We start from the raw sequence: 21884 nt of genomic DNA, 5'->3' as shown, positions 1-21884 counted from the left end.
TTTAACATGAACGTCCGATGAAGGTTTCATGAAGATTGGATGAAGACGCCGCCCCCCGAATCGCGGCGGATTCATACGGACAACCCCGTCTCCGCGGCCATTCTTCGGCTGTCCGATATCCGAGACTCCTCCTCCGCCTTGCGCAAATACTTCTGCCCCTTCCACCGCCGCAGCACGAGAACGCCCCGCACCCATTCGTCGGCGATCATGCAGCAATAGATCCCGGCCAGCCCCCAGCCTGCATGAATGCCCAGCCAGTACGAGCCTGCCGTTGCCACGAGGGACAAAGAGAACAGGGCCGTCATCATCGTATACCGGGTATCGCCAACCGCATTCAGCGCGTTGTTAAGAGACATGTTGAGCACCTTACCCGGCTGAAGCAGCAAGTTCAGCGCCAGCAGGGAAGTGCCAAGCGCCAATATCTCTTCGTTCTGCGAGAACAGTCCGAGCAAGTACCGTCCCGTCGCCAACAGCAGCAGAGCGTTCAGCATCGCCAGGCCCAGGCCAATGCCGAGCGCCCGGTAAGCGCCGACGTAGGCCTCCCGCGTCTTCCCCGCTCCGAACAGATGAGCGACTTGAATTTGAACGGCCAGCGAGATCGCATAGCCGAGCATGAAGCAGAAAGACTCCAGCGTGTTCATATACGTTTTCGTCGCCAGCTCGGCCGCGCCCAGCATGGCGATAAACGCGTAGATCGCCAGCTGCGAGAACACCCATCCGGACATGTTCACGCCGAGCGGCCAGCCGATATGAAGCACCTCTTTGAACAGCTTCGGCTTAAATACGAGCAAATCCTTGAACCCGATCTTCCGATCGAACGAATAGACGAAAACATAGAACAACAGAAGCACCGCGATCAGCCGGCTGACGTTGCCCGACACCGTTACGCCGAACAGTCCCCACTCGGGAAATCCGAACATCCCGAAGATAAGCACGTAGTTCAGAACGATATGAACGACGTTCATCGCGATCCCGATGTACATCGGCGTCCTCGTGTTGCCCGTATTGCGAATCGCCGTGCTCAGCGCAGCGATAAGAGCAGTCAGCACCATCCCGCCGCCGAAATAGGAGACGTAGACGTTCCATAGCGGGAGCAACTCGTCCGAGATGCCCAGCATGCCCGCCAAATTTTCCGCTTGCGCGTATAACAGCACGCTGATCGCCAGGCCGATGACGCCGCTGACGGTCAAGCTCATGATGGCAATCGTCCTTGCGTCCTCTCCTCGCTTGGCCCCAAGCTTCTGAGCGATCAGAATGCCCGCGCCGCCCGAGATCGTCATGAACAGCGTCGTAAGCGCCGCGAACAATTGCCCCGATAAGCCGACCACCGCCACCGCGTCGTCCGAAATCCGGCTGACCATCACCGTATCGACGGTTCCAAGCAGCGTCTGCAGCAACACTTCAATAAAGATGGGCCATGCCAGCATCCACAGTCCGTATGGATTTCTATTCTTTTTCACGTTTACAACTCCTGCCAAGCGCGTAAGCTCCGTTTGTTCCGCACAGATTAGACTTTGTGCGCAAAACAAATTATAGTGGCATTAATCGCAATCGTGATTCAGTTTTGAAACTCTTTCTTTCACTTTACAAACCTCATTGGGAAGGAGGCCAAGCATGGAGCTTCTGGAGTTTACCCTGCCCCCGCTGCCGCATTACATCGCGAGCGGACGCACGGAGTTCGCCGTCGGGGAGAAGCATATGAGCAGGCGGCATATCGGTTTGTTCGATATGTTGGCGGTCATGAAAGGTTGTCTCTATATCGGAGAAGAAGACCGGCATTACGAGGTCGCGGAAGGGAACGCGCTCATCCTTCGGCCGGACGCTTATCATTTCGCCACGGAGGGCTGCCGGGCAACGACCGACTACTACTGGCTGCATTTTCGGACGATGGGGAGCTGGAGGGCTACGGATACCGCGCCTCCCGGAAGAGCTCCCGAACCTTACGACGACCGGGACGAATCCCGCAAATTCGACGCCGGCGCGTTCCAGCTCGCACTGCCCCAATTCGCCAAGCTTGCCCATCCCGGCAGATTCGGAGAGCTGATGGACCAGATCATCGCCCTTGGCCCCGAAGCTCACTTGAACGCTTCGCGGTTCAAGCAACAGGTGCTGTTCCAGGAAGCGCTGCGGCAGCTGTCCGCAAGCATCGAGTCCCAGCTCACATCTCCCGCCGTCGCCTGCGCCGAACAAGCCGCCGCCTTTCTCCGCAGCCGCTATCGCGAAGCGATTACGGCCAAGTCGCTGGGAGAGGCGCTGAACTTCCATCCGGTCTACGTCGCGCGCTGCATGCAGAAGGAATATGGCCTGTCTCCGATGGCTTACCTGCTGCGCTACCGGATCGAGCAGAGCAAGCTGCTGCTCATGCAGACCGACTATCCGATCGCGCGCATCGCCGAAGAGGTCGGCTTTAACCAAGCGCCTTACTTTAGTTCCTGCTTTCTGAAAACGGAAGGCCTCTCCCCTCGGGAATACCGCCAACGCTTCTCTTAGGGAGAGATCTCCCGAATCCTCTCGTTATCTCGGGCGGGCACGACCGACACGAGCGTCTGGTTTCTGGAGATGTTCAAGAGCGACGTGTTCGCCGACGTCCAGGTAGCAGCAAAACCAAGATATTAAAGAATCTAGGCTGACTCAGTCTTGCTGAGTCGGGTTAGAGCATCGAATGGGACGTCAGCGTAGCTGCAACCGTGCTGAGTCGGGTTGGAGCATCGAATGGGACGTCAGCGTAGCTGCAACCGTGCTGAGTCGGGTTGGAGCGGCGAAAGGGACGTCAGTGTAGCTGCAACCGTGCTGAGTCGGGTTGGAGCATCGAATGGGACATCAGAGTAGCTGCAACCGCGCTGAGTCGGGTTGGAGCGGCGAAAGGGCCGGTAGAGTCACTGCAACCGTGCTGAGTCGGGTTGGAGCATCGAATGGGACATCAGAGTAGCTGCAACCGCGCTGAGTCGGGTTGGAGCATCGAATGGGGCGTCAGAGTAGCTGCAACCGCGCTGAGTCGGGTTGGAGCATCGAATGGGACGTCAGAGTAGTTGCAACCGTGCTGAGTCGGGTTGGAGTGTAAGTTTGCATCGGCTTCAAGCGCAATCGCATTTTACTTCTGGAATGCTCTACTAGTTAGCCAAGCGGTATTCCAGCTCGCAGCGCGTGCCGAGAGGGATCATCTCGCTCAAGTAGCGGTGCGCCAGTTCCCGCTCGATGTCCGTGACGGTCTGGTCCGTCAGCAATTGAAAGTGCAGCGTGCCGGAAATGTAATCATAGCGGTTAAACGTCACCACTCCCGGTTCCAGTATGCCGTTCATGACCGCCAGCACGCCTCCCGGCTCCAGCTCCCGGTCAATCGCCGCCTGAGCGACGGGCTCCGGCAGCTCGTAATCCTTGGGGACTCGATCCTCCTGAAGCATCGAATACGCCTTCACCCGGTAACAGATCGAAGAACTCAAGCAGCCTGCCGCGAACTTCTTCAGCGCAGCGGCGTCGGCCTCCGGCAGCTCCAGGCTTTCGTTCCACACGTACAGCGTCGCCGCGTTCCTTCCTGTCGTATGCGCCCTGACGTACTTCAACTGCGGATACTCTCTTCTAATCCATTGCTCGGTCAACAAACGAGTGCCCATTTCGATCGCCTCCATAGGAATCGTTAAGGAATCGCTGCTTAAGCCGATTGAATGATTGCGCTTACATTAATTGTACCCTCCGCGCCTTCCTCCGTCCAGCAAATATCCGGATTTCACCGATCTTCTTCCTTCCCGCTTCCATGGGCGACCCCTGCGTTGCTGCACTCTTCCTCATCGCGCTTCCAAGGAGGATCGCCGTACCGATGGAACGCTTGATTAATCCTGTACACGATCCACGGCACGGCTGCCGCCAATGCCGCATTGATGAGCACGGTAGCCGTCGGCATCCGATCTCCCAACTCCTTAAGCAGCGCATCCAAAGCCTATTCCCCCTCCGGTTGAACCCGTTCAATGGCGCCGATAATTCTTAATCGGGTGTGAACCTTCACGTCGACTTTGCATTTCGAGAACAAATGGTCGCCGCGATCCCAGTCGGCCGCGATTTTCTTCCATACGCGATAGTGGTTTTCGTTCAAGTAATCGCTCAAGCCGATCGCGTCGGCTTTGTACTCCTTCTGCAGCTTCTCCAGTACGACGTACATGATCTCCCGAATCTTGTCGCTGACCCGGTTCTCGATCATTCGAATGACTTGCGGATCGAGCAGATCGACATGCGAATACGTTTCTCCTACGTTGCCTTCGATGCGAACGTTGACCGTGAACGCAGGGGATTCCGGATCCGAGACATTCGCGTACAGCGTTCTCGAAGCCCTTTTGACCTCGAACAGCAAAGGTTTGCCCTCAATCTCGACTTCCACGGCTCCCGCCTTGATTGTGCCGCTGAAGTAATTTTTGCCCGTCGTTTCTTCCCCGTCCAGAAACCCTTTCATCTTCTTGTCGCTGCCGAACACCGCCGCCCCGCTCAGAGAAACCTTGCTGTCCGTCTGGGTAATGCGAGGAATCGCAAAGCTGTGCTCTTCGAGCAGAAAGCGATGAACATGCCCCATCGTCGTCGCCGGCACGATTGACTCGCTCTTCTGCGGATTTTCCGAGGTCGAGTTGATATATTGCACGGGAAGCGTCTCGATAGGCGGCTTGATTTCCAGCAGCTTCTTCGCTTGGCCGACAGAGATCATCAGCTTGGCCGCCCTTCTCATCTCCGGATCGCGAACGAACAGATCGAGCACTTCCTGTATTTTCCCCGCCCGAGCCAGCCGTTCGGAGACGATAATGATCTTGTTGTGCTCCAGATAAGGCGGGCGGCTCGTCTCGTTGGACATTTTGCGAGCGGCCTTGAACAGCGTCGCCGCGGTGGAGGAGACGTTCTGGAAGGATTGGGCAGAAGGATGACCGCCGCCCGCCGACTTGCCCTGCATCGCGCTCGGAACGATGTATTGGAAAGTTAGCTCGTAGGCGCCGTCCTTCCCTTCGTCGATCGCGGAACCGACCACGAATCCCCGGTCTTCGATCTCCACACGGTCCCAGCATCCCGCTGCCAGGATCAGAGAAGCCGCAGCGACCAGTCCTCTAAGAAGCTTGCTCATTGCCTTTAATCCTCCGCATCTTGGCCACCCCGAGCAGAACGGCCGGGAGACACCAGCCGATCGCGAGCCCCGCGTAGCTGATCCACTCCCCGAACGTATCGATTTCCGTGACGCTCTGGGGCTGCATGGAGACGAGGTAAATCAACGGACAAAGCCAGATCACCCAGGTCATTCGCTTCGGTTTGGGGAACAAGGTTCTCAAGGCGATGATAGTCACGTCGAACGCCATCGCCGCCGTATTGAATAGAGTAACGACCCAGATCGTAAAGAAGATGGACTCGAATCTCTCGAAGAATCCCCCGGGAATTTCCACTTGTTTGGCCAATTCGGCCGTCGGATACAGGGTATTCTTCGTGACCTCGGAACCGAAAATCCCGATCACGAAGACGAAGACGATCAAATAAATGAAGAGTGGAATCGCAAGCCCGCCGAGAATCGCCTTCTTCATCGCCTTCGGCCGATTGGCCCAAGCGTTGTAGAACAGGAAAATTTCGAAGCCGAGAAAGGAGAACACGGTGCCTTTGGTCGCTTTCAGCGTGTCCTGCCAATCCGTGACGAACAGCGGTTTGAGATTGTGCATATTGAAAAACGTAATGTTCATCGTCAGCACGAGGAATACGATAATCAGCACGAGAGGGAGGAAGATCAGATTCAAACGCAGCAGCGCCGCGCTCGGCCCCGCCACCCCGTATGCCAGCACGAGCAGGAAGAACAGGCAGATCGCTTCCTCCGGCGTCCGATCGAACAGATACAGCTTGGAGATGTTGGCCAACCCTCTCGTCTCGTAGCCGACGAACAGAAACGTATAGCAAGCGAACAGCATGGCGACGACGTTGGCGACTGCTCCGTTGGCGACCGCCTTCGTCATGTCGCTGAGTCCCATTTTCGGAAAACGCGCGCACAGCAAGGCGATCAGCCAGCCGAAGACAAGCGCCGCGCCTCCTCCGATCATAAGCGAAATCCAACCGTCCGAGGATTCTGTCATGGCGGCCAGCGAACGCGGCAGAGTCAGCACGCCGAAGCCGATGACCATGTTGCTCACCCCGTAGACCACCTCGGTCGTCCCGATCTCCCGGTCGCCGTATTCGAACGATTTCATGAACGCTTTCCTCTCTTGTTCGCCCGATTAATATTTTTCGTCTGGATGAATTCGGGTCTTTTCGTCAGAAAAGTCACCGGAGAGCGAATGACCAAATCCCTCCAGTCGGTAATGAACATCGGCGCGAACGGAGCAGAGTACGGCATGCCGAAGCTTCTCAGCCTGACGAGGTGCGTGCTGATCATGATGAACGTCAGAATAATCCCGAACAGCCCCAATATGCCTGCCGCCAGCATCGTCGCGAACCGGAGCATGCGAAAAGCGATGCCCGCGCTGTAGGACGGAATGGCGAACGAGGAGATCGCCGTCACGGCGACGATGATAACCATGATCGGACTGACGACGCCCGCCTGGACGGCCGCCTCGCCGATGACAAGGCCGCCTACGATGCCGATCGTCTGGCCGATCGGCTTGGGAAGCCGCACGCCCGCCTCGCGCAGAAGCTCGAGCGTCCCTTCCATCACCATCGCCTCTATGATTGCCGGAAAGGGGACCCCTTCCCGCGCGGCGGCGATCGAGAACGCCAGCTTAAACGGAATCATCCCCTGATGGAAGGAGACGAGAGCGATATAAATCGCGGGAGCGAAAAGGGCGATGATTACCGCGAGATAACGCAGCAGCCGGATCAAAGAGCCGATCAGCCACCGCTCGTAATAATCTTCCGGCGACTGAATCAACGCCACGAACGTCGTCGGCAGGATAAGCGCGAACGGAGTCCCTTCCAGCATGACCGCCGCCTTGCCCTGCAGCAGCGCCGCCCTGACTTTGTCCGGCCTCTCCGTATGCAGCAATTGAGGGAACGGGGACAGGAAGCTGTCCTCGATCCATTGCTCGATGAATCCCGATTCCGGAGCGTCGTCGATGTCGATCGTATCCAATCTTCTGCGCGCTTCTTCCACGATGGCCGGATGAATAATGCCTTGGATATACGTCAAAATAAGCGTTTTGCGCGAACGCCTTCCGATCGTGTAAGAAACGAAGCGCAAGTTCATGTCGCGAATGCCTCTGCGGATGAGACCGATATTGGTCTCGATCTTCTCCGTGAACCCTTCCCTTGGCCCCCGAACCAGCGCTTCTGTAGGCGGTTCATCAATGCTCCGTTCCTTCCAATTCTGGGTGCCGATCAGCAGAACGTCGTCCGCTCCCTCCAGGAACATCGCCGTATCTCCGTACAGAACCGCTTTGATGACATCGCTCCAGAGGTTGACTTCGAGAACCTGGGACACCGACATCGTCTCGTTCCGAAGACCGCCCAGCACCTCCGAGATGTCCATGCCCGTATCCTCTTGCCCGAATCGTCCCGCTTTCAGAATCTGCCGGACGATCTGTTCGTCGATGACCGCCTTGTCCGACAGCCCGGAGAGAAAAGCGAGCGCGCAGCTTCTCTCGCCCCCGCCGATGCTGATGATGCGAATGACAAGGTCCGCCGGGTCCCCGAGCATTCGCCGAATATGGCCGATGTTTTCCTGCATGTCCGGGAAGACGTAACTTTCTCCGCGCTTATCGTCGCTCGCCGACTCGCTCATGCCCATCTCCTCCTTGCGCGGGCGCTTGGCTCGAATTTCCTTTTAATATATCCAACCCTTCCTGATTTAACCGCAGCCCCCGCTCCCGCGACCGGAAGAAAAATACAGCTCTCATTTGCATACCGCTGGACGGCGATATTTGTTATCATTTTAGAAAACCCTTACACAGAAGACATCAGGGGGAGTCCGTTTCATGAGCATTGACAAGCAACGCGGAAGCATGAAGGTATGGATTCACTTCTTCGTCCCGTACGGCATTCTGCTGGCCGGCTTCTTGGCCGTCGCGCTGTACGCCTACGACAGAACCTCGGCGCTGGTGGAAAACCACTCCAAGGAAACAGCCTACGCGGTTATGGAGCAGACGAAGGAAATTATGGACCGACGGTTCGAAGAGCTGGAGACGATCGCCGAGCAAGTGTCGAGCAGCCCGAAGGCGCTGAACTTCCAGTACGTGGACAGACCTTTCTACGGTACGAATCCGGTTCGCATTCTGGAGCTGCGCAAAGATCTGTTCGACTATCCTTTGTTTAACCACTTTATTCTGGACTATTATGTCGCCTACCCCCGCAGCGGAGCCGTCATCTCTCCGGACACTTCGCATTCGCTTCGGCAGTTTTACGATTTGGAGTTTCGCTATGCCGACCAATCTTACGAAGAATGGGCAAGCAGCCTGACGGCCGCCGCCGGACGCAAGACGTTCCTTCCCGGGCAGCCCGCCGTCTATCGGGGCAAACCCCATTCCGTCGTTACCTACATGCAGTCGTTCGGAACCCGGGAGCGCTCCGGCGTCGTCCTGATGCTGATCGACGACAATCAGATCCGCAGCCTGCTGCACAAGCTCGATTCGAGCAACGGGGGTTTCGCCTTTATCGCCGACAGCAAGGGCGACATCATCAGCCGGATCGGCTCGAATACCGATATCGGATGGTCGAAGGACCTGCCGGACGGCTTCTCCCAGCTCAACATCGAAGGCAGCAGCATGCTCGTGACGAAAACAACGTCCCGCTACAACGGCTGGACATATTTGTCCGCGCAGCCCGAGGCGTACGTCCTTCAGCAGGTGCGCTACTTCAAGCAGCTCATCCTGACGATCATTCTGCTCGGCCTCGGCTTCGGCCTGCTCGCCGCGCTGCTGTTCTCCTACCGCAACAGCCGTCCGCTCTGGATGCTGCTGCGCGTCCTGCCCAGCCAGCGGACGGGCGCGGAAGCGCCCCCGCAGCGCAACGCCTGGGACCAGATTCGCGCCTCCGTCACCAATCTCGTGCACAGCAACGACTTTCTGTCCGAGAAGATGGAGCAGCAGGTTCCGCTGATTCGCAGCGGATTTTACGACCGTCTGCTTCGCGGACACTATTTGTCCAACAAAGACATCGCCGTCGCCATGGAGCACTCCCGGCAATCGTGGGAAGGCAGCCGCTTCTCCGTCGGCATTCTGGTCATCGCCGGCTACGACGGCTCCTATAACGAAGCGATGCTTACCGAGCTCGATTTCCGCAAAATCGCCATACGCGACATGATCTCCAAAGGGTTCGGCAAGACGATCTCGACCCACGATCTCGGGGAAAATCAGATCGGTCTGCTGTTTAACGGCGATTCGGAGTCTCCGGAAGCTTATCTGGACGAAATCCGCCGTATGCTCAAGGAGCTGCAGAACCGCATCGTCGGCGCGCTGAACGCGCAGACCTACGCCGCCGTCGGAGGCTGTTATCTGGAGATGACCGAGATCAGCCGCTCGTACGAGGAAGCCCGTCTGCTGCTGCAGCGGGCCAGCTGGTCCGAGGAGCGCACGATCGTGACGCAAGACGACGAAGACAGCCCTGCCCTTCCGGCTTACTACTACCCGCCCGACGTCGAGCAGCGGCTGATCAATCTGGTCAAGTCCGGCAGCGTCGCCGAGACCGAAGCTCTGCTCGGCCAAATCCGCGAGAACAATCTCGATCAACCGAATCTGCCGGCCGCCGTCGGCAAAATTCTCGTCAACGAAATGACCGGCACGCTGCTGAAATGCCTGGAGCAAGCCGCGACGGAAACGGAGCGGCAGAACGAGAAAATCCATTCGGCCCTGGTCGCCTCCGAATCCGGCCGTCCGGCGAAGCTCGCTTTCGGCCAGCTGTCCGACGGGTTCCTGCTGCTCTGCCAAGGCCAGCACGACCGGAAGAAGAGCCACAACAACCAGCTTAAGGACGACTTGATCCGTTACCTGGACGAGCATTACATGCAGACCGATCTCAGCCTGACCACCTTGGCCGACCGTTTCAATACGTCGGAAGCGTACATCTCCTATTTCTTCAAGGAACAGACCGGCGTGAACTTCTCCGACTATCTGGAGAACGTGCGCATGGGTCACGCCAAGCGGATGCTGACCGAGAGCGAGATGCCCGTCAGCGAGATTTCCGCCTGGGTCGGCTACTATTCCCTCAACTCGTTCAGCCGCGCCTTCAAAAGGGCGAACGGCCTTAGCGCCACGGAGTTTCGCCGCAATTCCCGAGGCTGATTCTAAACAATTGAATAGTCTATGAATGTGGAATAAAAGCGCTTACAGACCATTCTAAATTCGTGCATAGTCCTTGATTTTGTCTTCTTTACGAACAAGCTCGCCCCCCTCTATACTTCGAATCACCGGCCGGAAACAACAAGTCTTAAGCCGAGGGGGGATTGCAGCTGAGAACCTTGACCGATGTAAGGAAAGGCTGGCAGTTGTACGCGCTGTTCGCTCTGCCGCTTCTTTACATCATCGTATTCAAGTACGTACCGATGTTTGGAAACGTTATCGCGTTCAAGCAGTTCACTGTCACCAAAGGCATGTTCGGAAGCCCATGGGTCGGATTCGCCCACTTCGAGCGTTTCTTTAATTCCTATGAATTCTGGAGATTGCTGAGAAACACGCTGTCCATCAGCTTCTACACGTTAATCGCCAGCTTCCCCTTTCCCATCCTGCTGGCTCTGGGATTGAATTATGTGAAGCACGAGCGGTTCAAGAAAACGGTACAGATGGTCACCTACGCGCCTTATTTCATTTCATTGGTCGTCGTGGTCGGTTTGCTGTTCCAGTTTCTCGACCCTCGGACCGGCATTATCAACTCGTTCCTGGGCTGGTTCGGCGTAGATCCGATCAACTTCATGGGCCAAGCCGGCATGTTCCAGTCGATCTACGTCTGGTCCCATGTATGGCAGAACGTCGGATTCGCCTGCATTATCTACTTGGCGGCGTTGGCCGGCATCGATCCTTCGCTTCACGAGGCCGCCGTCATGGACGGCGCGAGCAAGGTGCAGCGCATGCGGCATATCGACTTGCCCGGCATTATGCCGATCGCGGTCATTCTGCTTATTCTGAACACGGGTCAGATCATGGAGACCGGCTTCGAGAAAATTTTGCTGATGCAAAATGCGCTGAATCTGCGAGCCTCCGAAGTCATCGACACCTACGTGTACAAGATCGGGCTCGTTTCGCAAGCGCTTAATTTCTCTTACGCGACCGCCATCGGCCTGTTCAAAGCCGTCATAGGATTCGTACTGCTCATCGTCGTAAATCAGACGGCCAAGAAAGTGGGGCAGGAAAGCCTATGGTAGGAGGAACGAAAGCCATGCATGCCAAGCCGATTCGGGAGTCGGGCGGAGACCGCGCCTTCAACGTCGTCAATTACATTATGCTGACGATCGTGCTCATCGTCGTGCTGTATCCGCTCGTCTATGTCGTAAGCGCTTCCTTCAGCTCCAGCTATGCCGTCCTGTCGGGCAAAGTGTGGCTGTGGCCTGTGGAACCGTCGCTCGACGGCTACAAAGCCGTATTCAAGAACAAGAACATCCTGACGGGCTTCCAGAACACGTTCTTCTATACGGTCGCAGGAACGTTCATCAACGTCGTCCTGTCGATTCTGGCCGCTTACCCGCTGTCGCGCAAAGACTTCCGGGGACGGAACAAGTTCATGCTGCTGTTCGTCTTCACGATGATGTTCAACGGAGGGCTTATCCCGACTTATTTCGTCGTGAAAGACTTGCATATGATCGACACCGTATGGGCGATGCTGATACCGACCGCGCTGTCGGTATGGAACGTCATCATTATGCGCACCTACTTCCAGACGACGATTCCGGGCGAGCTGCTGGAGGCGTCGCAGATCGACGGCTGCAACGATTTCCGCTTTCTGCTGAAGATCGTCGTGCCGCTGTCGGGACCGATTATCGCCGTTATCGCGCTCTTCTATGCGGTCGGCCACTGGAATCAATATTTTAACGCGATGATCTACTTGAAAGACCCGCAATTGTATCCGCTCCAATTGATTCTCAGAGACATTCTCGTCCAGAACGAAGTTCGGATCGACATGCTGGGAGACGTCAAATCGGCGGCGGCCCGTCAAGGCTTGCGCGAGCTGCTCAAGTACTCGCTGATCGTCATCTCGTCCGTCCCTCTTATGCTCGTGTATCCGTTCGTTCAGAAGTTTTTCGTCAAAGGCGTCATGATCGGTTCGATTAAAGGCTAATTTAATTCGCAATCACTTCGGGAGGGTCTATATGAAGAAATCCTTGTTCAGCTTGATCGCGACTGTATTGCTGTTATCCACGGTTCTGGCCGCTTGCTCCGGTTCCAAGAACGACGGAGGCTCCGCCTCCTCCAGCGCCCCTGCGGGGAGCGCAAGCGCGGACGGCGGGCTGCTGACCGAGCCTGGCACTTATCCGATTACGAAGGAAAAAGTAACGCTGAAAGTCATGGTGCGCGGCAATCCGCTCGTCGAAGATTTCTCGACCAACGAATTCACCAAATGGTACGAAGAGAAAACGAACGTCCACATTGAATGGGAAGTCGTTCCGGAGCAGAGCATGCAGGAGAAGCTGAACCTCGTGCTCGCCAGCGAAGACTATCCGGACGTCATCTTCGGCATGAACGTGTCCCCGGCGCAAGAGATGATCTATGGCTCGCAAGGCGTGTTCCTGCCTTTGAACGACCTGATCGAGAGCCAAGGCACGCAGACGAAGAAGCTGTTCGCCGAACGTCCGGACATCAAGGAAGCGATCACCGCTCCGGGCGGCAACATCTACTCCTTGCCGGAAGTCAACGAATGCTATCACTGCTCGATGAGTCAGAAAATGTGGATCTACCAGCCGTGGCTCGACAAGCTGGGCTTGAAAATGCCGACGACAACCGAAGAGCTGTACGACGTGCTTAAGGCGTTCAAGACGCAGGACCCGAACGACAACGGCAAAGCGGACGAAGTCGCGCTGTCCATCTCTCCGAAGTCCTGGAGATCTTCCATCGACGGCTTCCTGATGAACTCGTTCATCTACAACCCGATCTACGGCACGACGAAGCGGCTGTTCGTCCAGGACGGCAAGCTTGACGTCTCGTACACGAAGCCGGAATGGAAGGAAGGCCTGAAATACCTGAACAAGCTCTACTCCGAAGGTCTGATCACGCCGGAATCGTTCACGCAGGACGACAACCAGCTCATCCAGGTCGGGGAAAATCCGGACGTTCCTCTGCTCGGCGCCTCTACCGGCGGCCACCAAGGCGTATTCACGCAGCTTCTCGGCGAGAGCGGACGCTGGAACGAGTATAAGACGGTTCCCGTGCTGAAAGGCCCGAACGGCGCTCAGTACGCTCCTACGGACGCGACGAGCCTGACGACCGGATCTTTCCTGATTACGAACAAGGCGAAAAATCCCGAGGTCGCGCTTCGCTGGGCCGACGGCTTGTACGAATACGAGCACACGCTGCGCAGCAACTACGGCCGTCCGGATCAGGAATGGCGCAACGCGACGGAAGGCGAGATCGGCATTAACGGCCAACCGGCCAAATGGTCCGAGCTGAAGTCGTTCGGCGAAGTCCAGAACGTCAACTGGGCGCAGACCGGCCCGGCTCTTCGCTCCAACGAATTCCGCCTGAGCGCGGTCAGCAAGGGCGACGACGATCTCGAAGTCATTCTCTACAACGAAACGAAAAACAACTACGAGCCTTACAAATCGGGCACCTACGCGACCGTTCCTCCTCTGTTCATGACGAACGAGCAGGCAACCGAAATCGCCGATCTCTCGAAGACGGTCAACGACTACGTAGAGGAAATGCTCGCCCGCTTCGTCACCGGCGACGCGGACGTCGAGAAAGATTGGGACACGTATCTCAAGACGCTCGACAGCATGAATCTGAACCGTCTGATCCAAATCTATCAAGAAGCTTACGACGCTCAAATTAAAAAATAAGCGGGTCGGAGGGCTGTCCCATAAGCCAATCAAGTTGCCGTGAAAGATAATCGATGTTAAAGGTGCAAGGGGTATGTATCTCCCTCCGATGCAAGACTCCCCACAAAGTGACGTTAAGCTACGAAGCTTATTCCGATTACTTTGCGGGGGCCCCAAAAGCGTTTCCTGAAATGTTTGCGGTAAACCCGTGACAAGGTAATTTCAGGAGCGTATGAGGCAGTCTCCGGGAGACACATACCCCTTACTTTATATATCGATCATCTCTAGCAACTTTGCTTATGGGCTCCCCCTCCGTCCATCCCGGGAGAAGATATTTAGGAGGTTGTCCGCTAATGAGCACGAGAGAAGAAAGAACGAGAGAATTTCTGCGCGATCGGTTCGGCATGTTCATTCATTGGGGGCTGTACTCGATTCCGGCGCGGGGAGAATGGATTCGCGGCAACGAGAAAATGAGCTTCGAGCAATACAAGGTCTACTTCGACGAATTCGACGCGTCCCGGTACGACCCGAGAGCTTGGGCTCGCGCCGCCAAGGCGGCCGGACAGAAATACGCGGTGCTGACCACGAAGCATCACGACGGCTTCTGCCTGTTCGACAGCAAGCTGACCGACTTCAAGGTGACGAACACGCCGGCCGGACGCGATCTGATTCGCGAATACGTCGACGCTTTCCGCGCCGAAGGGCTGGCTGTCGGTCTCTACTATTCGATCATCGACTGGAATCATCCCGACTATCCGGGCTACCGCGACCGCATCCACCCCGATCGGGACAACGAAGCGGCCAAGGACAAGCCGATCGACTTCGACCGTTACCTGGACTACATGCACGGCCAAGTGCGCGAGCTGCTGACGAACTACGGCAAGATCGATATTATGTGGTTCGACTTCTCCTACGACGACATGACCGGGGAGAAATGGAGAGCGACCGAGCTCGTGCGCATGATCCGCTCGATTCAGCCGGATATCATTATCGACAATCGGCTGGGCGGAGACATCCGCGCGGCGGAGCCTGAAGAATATGCCGGCGACTTCTATTCTCCGGAGCAGATCATCCCGCCGGGCGGCATCGTTGACGCCAACGGCGCTTCGATCCCGTGGGAGGCTTGCATTACGCTGAACGACAACTGGGGCTACCACTCCGCGGATCGGGAGTACAAGTCCGCCGCGCAGGTCATCCGCACGCTGGTCGAATGCGTCAGCAAAAACGGCAACCTGCTGCTCAACGTCGGACCGGACGCCAAGGGCGAAATTACGCGCGAATCTCTCGACGTGCTGGCGGAGGTCGGAGAATGGCTGAGATTAAACGGGGACAGCATTTACGGATGCGGCGCTTCGGATCTAGCCAAGCCGGAGTGGGGCCGTTATACTCAGAGAGGTGATAAGCTGTACGCGCACGTCTTCGACCGCGGCATCGGACCGGTTTATTTCGCCGGGCTGAAGGGCAAGATCAAGCGGGCGCGGCTGCTTCGCGACGGAACCGAATTAAAAGTGGAGCTCCCTTGGATGGCGGAACAGTATTCCGACATCGACAGCGGCGCGTTCATTACGCTGAAAGGCGCGCGGCTGCCCGACGAGAGGGATACCGTAATCGAACTGGAGCTCCTTCCATAGGAGGAACAAAACAGATGAGCAAGTTGACAGGCGGACTCGGAGAAGGCTTGGCGAACGGCGCCGAGCCTCTCGTGCTGGAGTACCGCGGGGGTGTTGTGGAGAACGTCCACTACGGGCATGCGTGCGCCGTGAATGAGACGGGCGACATCGTCTGGCAGTACGGCGATCCGGACGCGATTACGTTCATGCGTTCGGCGGCCAAGCCGATCCAGGCTTTGCCCTTTTTCCTGGAGGGCTTCGACGAGAAGTTCGGATTCACGCCGGAGGAGCAGGCGATCATGATGGCTTCGCATCGGGCGCTTCCCTATCACGTGAACGCGCTCGAAGGCATGCTCGGCAAGCTGGGCCTGGACGAAGGAGCGCTCGTCTGCAAGCCGACCTATCCCCTGGACGCGTCTGCCCGGGACGCGCTCGTCGCCGAGCGCCTGCCCCAGCGGCGCATCTACCACAACTGCTCGGGCAAGCACCTCGGCGTGCTCGCCACTTGCATCGGCATGGGCTATTCTCTGGACGACTACGATTCGCCCGACCACCCGGCCCAGCGGCGGATCGCTGCGCTGGCCGCCGAGCTGGCGGAGCTTCCGCAGGAGGACATCCGGATCGGCACCGACGGCTGCGGCTTCCCGGTATTCGGCATGCCGCTGCGCAGCATGGCGACCGCCTTCCTTAAGCTGGCCTGCCCGGATCTGATCGCCGATCCCGCGCTCCGCGACGCGGTCCGCAAAGTTACGGACCTGATGAACGCCTACCCGAACATGATTTCGGCCGAGTATCTGATCTGCCCGAATCTGCTCATGGACGACAATATCGTCGCCAAAGGCGGGGCCAAAGGCATCTACTGCTTCGGCCTGAAGAAGGAACGGCTCGGCTTCGCGCTGAAAGTCGTCGACGGTTCGGAGGACGAATGGCCGATCGCGGTCGCTTCGATTCTGGAGCAGATCGGCTACAGCAACCGCGAGACGATCGACCGGATGTACCGGATTGGCTCGCCGAACATTCTCAACGACAACGGACGGGTTATCGGCGAAAACCGCAGCGTCATCCAGCTGCGGCGGGGTGAACAGATATGAGGCGGATCGACTGGTTGGAAGAAGCCCGGGGACGGCAAGACGCGCTGCTGCGCGACTTGTCGTCTCTCCTTGCGATTCCGAGCGTGAAGGACGAGTCGTCCGCCGGACCGGACGCCCCTCTCGGCGAGCAGTCCGCCAGAGCTCTGGCTTGGGTGCTGGAGCTGGCCGGGAAGCACGGACTGGCGACTTCGGCGCTCGAAGGAATCGTCGGTTATGCCGACTATGACGGCCCGGAGAGCCTTGCGGAAGGCCAGGAAAATCGGGACGACTACATCGCCGTGCTCAGCCATGTCGACGTCGTGCCCGCCAGCGGGGAATGGAAGTCCCCTCCCTTCGAGGCGTCCGTACGCGGCGGCCGGCTGTACGCGCGCGGCTCCCTCGACGACAAGGGACCGGCGCTGGCCGCGTTCTACGGACTGCTTATCGTGAAGGAGCTCGGCCTTCCGCTGAAGCATCGGGTCCGGCTGATTTTCGGAACCGACGAAGAGACCGGCATGAACTGCATGGACGCGTACAATCGCCACGAGCGTCCTCCGCTCGCCGGATTCACTCCGGACGCCGATTTCCCGATCGTCCACGCGGAGAAGGGGCAGATCAACACGGGCATGATGCTTCGCTTAACCGGAGACGGTGACGGCGGCGCGGCGCTTAAGCTGTGCCGCTTCCGTTCCGGCATCGCCGCGAACATGGTGCCGGACGCCGCCGAAGCGATCGTGCACGGCTCGAAGGACCGGCTGGCTGCGGTCGTATCCGAGTTCTGGTCCTATTGCTCCGAGCGCGGGCTGAGCGGCTCTACCTCGACCGACCTGCAATTGCCGGAATGCGCGACAATTCTGCGAATGGAAGGCAAGTCCGCGCACGGCATGGTACCGGAGATTGGTGTCAACGCGGGACTGAAGCTATTGGAGTTTCTCGGAAGTCAGCCGCTGGGCGGCGATGACGAACGGTTCGTGCGCGGTGCGGTCGAGCTGCTCGCCTCGGACACGGACGGGGGAGCGCTCGGAATCGCCTGCCGGGACGAAGCGACCGGGGCGCTCACCGTCAACGTCGGCTTGCTCCGTTACGCGCCGAGCTCGGATGAGGCGTTCTTCCAGCTCAACATCCGGTTTCCGTCCAGCGCGGACGGCGAGGAGCTTGCGGCCGCGCTGGAAGAGAGGGTGCGGCCTTACGGTTTCTTCCTCACACCGCCGATCGTCAAGCCTCCGCACGAAGTGCCCGCCGATCATCCGATGATCCGGGCGCTGCAGCGCATCTATACGGAGCAGACCGGACAGCCGGCCACGCTGCTCTCGACCGGCGGCGGCACCTACGCCTGCAAGCTGCCGGGCTGCGTCGCCTTCGGTCCGCTGTTCCCTGGCGAAGAGGATACGGCGCATCAGCCGGACGAATGGATCTCCATCGACAGTCTGCTGCGGGCGACGGCTCTGTATGCCGAAGCGATCTACGAGCTTGCGAACATCGACTATGGGAAGGAAGTCGACGGAAATGAGGATCGACATCGTTGAACGGATAGATGAGCTCACGGCGGCTGACTCAGGCTCGGTTTCGGGCATGGGCTCAGTCTTGGGCTCGGATTCAAATTCAGCTTCGGGCGTGAGTCCGTCGTCGGAGGTTGTGCTGCATCTCGTCTTCGAAGGGACGAGAGACATTCCCGGTCTCAACGTTGAACCTACTCCTTCGGCCGCAGCTCTTGGACGGACGAGCTTGCTGTACGGAGCGCCCGGAGAGCCGCATGCGGCGATCGTCGGGTTGGGCTCGGCGGACCGCTTGGACGCCGAGCGGCTTAGGCGAGCGGCCGGAAGCGCCGCGCGAGCCATCGGCCGCGAAGGCTACAAGGCGGCGGCAGTCGACCTCGGCGCAGCCGCGGACAGGCTGGGCGCGGAGATCTGCGTGCAGGCTTGGACGGAAGGCTGGCTGCTCGGCAGCTATGCGTTCGACCGATATAAGACGGAGGCCGCGAGAAAAAGCGCGGTCTCTTCGCTGCGGCTTCTGGCCGGGAGCGCGGACCGGGAAGCGGCAGTTCGGCTAACGGAGAAAGCGCGGCTGCGCGCAGAGAGCACGACATTGGCCCGGGATTGGTGCAACGAGCCTGCCAACGTAATGACTCCGAAGCGGCTCGCGGACGAGATCGAGCGGCGTTTCGCGGATGTGCCGGGAGTCGGCGTCCGCATCTACCGCGGAGACGATCTCGCGGCGTCCGGCATGAACGGCCTTCTTGCCGTCAGCCAGGGAAGCCGCCATGCTCCCGCCCTCGTCGAACTGACCTATGCCTCCGATCCGTCTCTGCCCTTGGTCGCGCTGGTCGGCAAAGGAATGACGTTCGACATGGGCGGCATGAACGTGAAGACGGGCCGGGATCTGAGCGAGGCCCGCTTCGACATGGGCGGAGCTTGCGCCGTCGCCGGGGCGCTCGACCTGCTGGCGCGCAGCGGCTCGGCGGTCAATGTCGCCGCGCTGATCGCAGTCGCGGACAACGTGCCCGGCTCGGGCGCTCTGCTCCCTTCCTCCATCGTCCGCTACCCGAACGGCCTGACCGTTCAAGTCGGCAACACGGACGCCGAAGGACGGCTGATTCTCGCCGACGCTCTGCTGCACGCGCAGCGCCTTGGCGCCGCCGAGATCGTCGACATCGCCACGCTGACGGGCAGCGTAGGTCATGCGCTCGGACTGCGAGTGGCCGGCGCATGGGGCGATCCGGCCATAACGGAAACGCTGCGCTCCTGCGGAGATTCGTGCGGAGACCGGGTATGGCCGATGCCGCTCGTCGACGACGACGAGGATCTGCTGCGCAGCGACTATGCCGATCTGAACAACATCAGCTCCAGCGCTTACGGGGGAGCATGCGCGGCGGCGCTGTTCCTGCGCCGTTTCGTGAGCGAGGGCGTCCGCTGGGCGCATATCGACATGGCCAACACCGTTCAGACGCCGGGCGACCGCGGTTATGAGTCGGCCGGAGCGACCGGCTTCGGCGTCCGGCTTCTCGCCGACTATGTCGAGCGAGCCGCCGGAACGGATAACCCCCTCCGTTCCGGGATCTAAGTACATTTTTGGGCATTTCTCCAAGAAAAATTAAATATCGACAATTTACTACTTTATACCTATACTAAATTGTGGATGGAAAATAATTCAATGGAGGTTGTCGTGCATGCACGTACAATTGAGAAATGCCGCCGGGGGCTTGAAGCAAGCGAAATTGGGCTTTAGTTGGACAACGTTTTTCTTTGGCTTTTTTCCTGCGCTTTTTAGAGGGGATCTGAAATGGGCAGCTATTATGTTCATTACCGCTTGCGCATTCGGGGTTTTCACATTGGGCTTCGGAGCATGGGTCCCTGGCATCATCTTCTCTTTCATTTACAACAAAATGTATATTAAAGAGCTGTTGGAAAAAGGCTACCGTCCTGCCGACGAGCACGCGCAATCGGCTTTGCAGACCCGAGGAATCATCGCTGCTTAGTTTTGTATCCGATTACATATTCGAAAGAACAAAGCCTGGAGACCGCCCTGTGCGGTCTTTCCAGGCTTTGTTCTTTCGCCGCCCCTTAGGGCTTCAACCAAATTTCGCTCTGGAACGGAACTTTGGTAAAATAACTTCGAGGAGCTGAGATAAACCGTGAAAAACGAGATCATAACCCGTTTCAAAACTTATGTGCAAGTCGATACGCAATCCGACGAGAGCAAGCAAACCTGTCCGACGACCGAAGGACAGTTGACATTGGGACGGATGCTGGCAGAAGAACTGAAGCAGATCGGCATGCAGGACGTGACGATCGACGACAACGGCTACGTCATGGCCACCCTTCCCGCCAATACGGACAAGGATGTGCCGACGATCGGTTTCCTGGCGCACCTTGATACGGCGACCGACTTTACGGGCAAGGACGTCAAACCGCAGATCGTCGAAAACTACGACGGCGGAGACATCGTGCTGAACGCCGAGCAGAGGATTGTGCTGTCTCCCCGCGATTTTCCTGAGCTGACGGGATACAAAGGACATACGCTGATCACGACCGACGGCACGACGCTGCTTGGCGCCGACGACAAAGCGGGCATGACCGAAATCATGACCGCGATGGCTTATCTGATCCAGCATCCGGAGATCAAGCACGGACGCATCCGCGTCGCGTTCACGCCGGACGAAGAGATCGGCCGCGGACCTCACCGCTTCGACGTGGCGGCCTTCGACGCGCAATTCGCCTACACGATGGACGGCGGTCCTCTCGGCGAGCTGCAATACGAGAGCTTTAACGCCGCAGCCGCCCGCATTACGTGCACGGGCAAAATCGTCCACCCCGGAACGGCCAAAGGCAAAATGGTCAACTCCGCCAAAATCGCGATGGAGATCAACAATCGTCTGCCCGTCCAAGAAGCGCCCGAGCATACCGACGGCTATGAAGGCTTCTTCCATCTCATCTCGATTAACGGCGATGTAGAGGAGACCAAGCTGCATTACCTGATCCGGGACTTCGACCGCGCCCGCTTCGACGGACGGAAAGCTCTGCTCGCGGCTATCGTGGAGGAACTCCAGGAGAAATACGGCAAAGAGCGGGTCACGCTGGAGATCAAGGACCAATATTACAACATGCGCGAGAAAATCGAGCCGGTCCGCGAGATCGTGGATATCGCCCACCAGGCGATGGTCAACCTCGGCATCGAGCCGCTCATCCAGCCGATTCGCGGAGGAACCGACGGCTCTCAGCTCAGTTACATGGGGCTGCCTACTCCGAACATTTTCACCGGCGGCGAAAACTATCACGGACGCTACGAATACGTCTCCGTCGATACGATGATCCAAGCGACGAACGTCATTATCGAGATCGCCAAGCTGTTCGAGCAGCGTTCCTAACGGCAGCAAGACAGACAAGGCAGGCCCGAATGGGCCTGCCTTTCGCGTTCTATCAGTGGACTCAGGCATTCCGTGTCCCTCTCTTACTCGTTGCCGAAGCCGCTTTCCCTAACGCCGTCTCCCTCCAGCTCTGGGACATACCGGTACTCGTCCAGATCGATCAGGCCGTTCAGGCCGAATTCGACCCCTTCGTTTTCCAGGTAGAGCTTCTGCATGTAACGCCCTTCACCTTCCTGGATCGCGATCTCCCCTTTGGAGTTGACGACCCGGTGCCACGGCAGTCCGTGCTTCTCGCTTAACGAATGCAGAATCCGCACGACCTGCCTCGCCCCTCTCGGGCTGCCGGCACATGCGGCAACTTGTCCATAAGTCATGACGTATCCTTCGGGAATGCTTTTGATGACTTCGATGACCCGTTTCGTAAAAGGCTGCACCGTCCACCGTCT

18 protein-coding genes are annotated in these 21884 nt (G+C 58.1%); 11 read left to right on the top strand and 7 right to left on the bottom strand.

All coding sequences use genetic code 11. The annotated features are described in order from the left end of the window. Positions 1–71: 71 nt before the first annotated feature. A complete protein-coding gene (locus B0G52_RS16575; RefSeq protein WP_233162736.1) occupies positions 72–1460 on the bottom strand; it encodes an MATE family efflux transporter in 1389 nt (462 codons plus the stop codon). 154 nt (positions 1461–1614) lie between these two features. Between B0G52_RS16575 and B0G52_RS16570 the strand changes: the two genes are divergently transcribed. Then, positions 1615–2490 (top strand): helix-turn-helix transcriptional regulator, encoded by an 876-nt coding sequence (locus B0G52_RS16570; RefSeq protein ID WP_094046258.1) that lies wholly within the window; start codon positions 1615–1617, stop codon positions 2488–2490. 620 nt (positions 2491–3110) lie between these two features. Here the strand turns inward: B0G52_RS16570 and B0G52_RS16565 are convergent. The 5 genes from B0G52_RS16565 to B0G52_RS16545 form a co-directional block, all read right to left on the bottom strand. Beyond that, a complete protein-coding gene (locus tag B0G52_RS16565; RefSeq protein WP_094046256.1) occupies positions 3111–3611 on the bottom strand; it encodes a hypothetical protein in 501 nt (166 codons plus the stop codon). A gap of 113 nt (positions 3612–3724) precedes the next feature. Beyond that, the gene (locus B0G52_RS16560; protein WP_094046254.1) at positions 3725–3931 is read right to left on the bottom strand and encodes a hypothetical protein; all 207 of its coding nucleotides are present in this window, start codon (positions 3929–3931) and stop codon (positions 3725–3727) included. Positions 3932–3934: 3 nt separating this feature from the next. Further along, positions 3935–5095 carry a Ger(x)C family spore germination protein gene (locus B0G52_RS16555; protein WP_094046252.1) on the bottom strand — a complete coding sequence of 387 codons (1161 nt, stop codon included), beginning with the start codon at positions 5093–5095 and terminating at the stop codon, positions 3935–3937. Continuing rightward, positions 5079–6194, bottom strand: a complete 1116-nt coding sequence (locus B0G52_RS16550) for a GerAB/ArcD/ProY family transporter (RefSeq protein ID WP_094046250.1) — start codon at positions 6192–6194, stop codon at positions 5079–5081. Before B0G52_RS16550 ends, B0G52_RS16555 begins: the two co-directional genes overlap by 17 nt. Beyond that, positions 6191–7720, bottom strand: coding sequence for a spore germination protein (locus tag B0G52_RS16545; RefSeq protein ID WP_233162734.1), 1530 nt, complete (start codon positions 7718–7720; stop codon positions 6191–6193). Before B0G52_RS16545 ends, B0G52_RS16550 begins: the two co-directional genes overlap by 4 nt. Positions 7721–7913: 193 nt before the next feature. Between B0G52_RS16545 and B0G52_RS16540 the strand changes: the two genes are divergently transcribed. The 10 genes from B0G52_RS16540 to pepT all read left to right on the top strand — a co-directional run bounded on the left by B0G52_RS16540 (position 7914) and on the right by pepT (position 21438). Further along, a complete protein-coding gene (locus B0G52_RS16540) occupies positions 7914–10214 on the top strand; it encodes a helix-turn-helix domain-containing protein (RefSeq protein WP_094046248.1) in 2301 nt (766 codons plus the stop codon). Positions 10215–10375: 161 nt separating this feature from the next. Further along, on the top strand, positions 10376–11290 hold the full coding sequence (locus tag B0G52_RS16535) for an ABC transporter permease (protein ID WP_233162733.1): 915 nt from the start codon (positions 10376–10378) through the stop codon (positions 11288–11290). A gap of 14 nt (positions 11291–11304) precedes the next feature. Next, positions 11305–12201: a carbohydrate ABC transporter permease gene (locus B0G52_RS16530; protein WP_094046246.1), complete on the top strand. Its 897-nt coding sequence runs from the start codon at positions 11305–11307 to the stop codon at positions 12199–12201. A gap of 31 nt (positions 12202–12232) precedes the next feature. Continuing rightward, positions 12233–13915, top strand: a complete 1683-nt coding sequence (locus B0G52_RS16525; RefSeq protein ID WP_094046244.1) for an ABC transporter substrate-binding protein — start codon at positions 12233–12235, stop codon at positions 13913–13915. Between the two features lie 332 nt (positions 13916–14247). Further along, complete coding sequence (locus tag B0G52_RS16520; protein WP_094046242.1) at positions 14248–15525, top strand: alpha-L-fucosidase; 1278 nt, start codon at positions 14248–14250, stop codon at positions 15523–15525. Between the two features lie 14 nt (positions 15526–15539). Continuing rightward, the gene (locus tag B0G52_RS16515; protein ID WP_198960663.1) at positions 15540–16595 is read left to right on the top strand and encodes an asparaginase; all 1056 of its coding nucleotides are present in this window, start codon (positions 15540–15542) and stop codon (positions 16593–16595) included. Beyond that, positions 16592–18100, top strand: coding sequence for a dipeptidase PepV (pepV, locus tag B0G52_RS16510; RefSeq protein ID WP_094046240.1), 1509 nt, complete (start codon positions 16592–16594; stop codon positions 18098–18100). The genes B0G52_RS16515 and pepV overlap by 4 nt, the downstream gene beginning before the upstream one ends. A gap of 109 nt (positions 18101–18209) precedes the next feature. Then, a complete protein-coding gene (locus tag B0G52_RS16505) occupies positions 18210–19634 on the top strand; it encodes a leucyl aminopeptidase family protein (RefSeq protein WP_233162731.1) in 1425 nt (474 codons plus the stop codon). Between the two features lie 106 nt (positions 19635–19740). Beyond that, positions 19741–20049, top strand: coding sequence for a hypothetical protein (locus tag B0G52_RS16500; RefSeq protein WP_094046238.1), 309 nt, complete (start codon positions 19741–19743; stop codon positions 20047–20049). 156 nt (positions 20050–20205) lie between these two features. Next, positions 20206–21438: a peptidase T gene (gene pepT, locus B0G52_RS16495; protein WP_094046236.1), complete on the top strand. Its 1233-nt coding sequence runs from the start codon at positions 20206–20208 to the stop codon at positions 21436–21438. 83 nt (positions 21439–21521) lie between these two features. Here the strand turns inward: pepT and B0G52_RS16490 are convergent, their stop codons facing one another. Next, the gene (locus B0G52_RS16490) at positions 21522–21872 is read right to left on the bottom strand and encodes an MGMT family protein (RefSeq protein WP_094046234.1); all 351 of its coding nucleotides are present in this window, start codon (positions 21870–21872) and stop codon (positions 21522–21524) included. Between the last annotated feature and the right edge of the window lie 12 nt (positions 21873–21884).

The sequence above is a fragment of the Cohnella sp. SGD-V74 genome (genome assembly GCF_003001675.1).
Classification (GTDB): Bacteria; Bacillota; Bacilli; order Paenibacillales; family Paenibacillaceae; genus Cohnella.
Note: the sequence above shows the minus strand (reverse complement) of the source record. Positions and strands in the feature narration are given on the sequence as shown.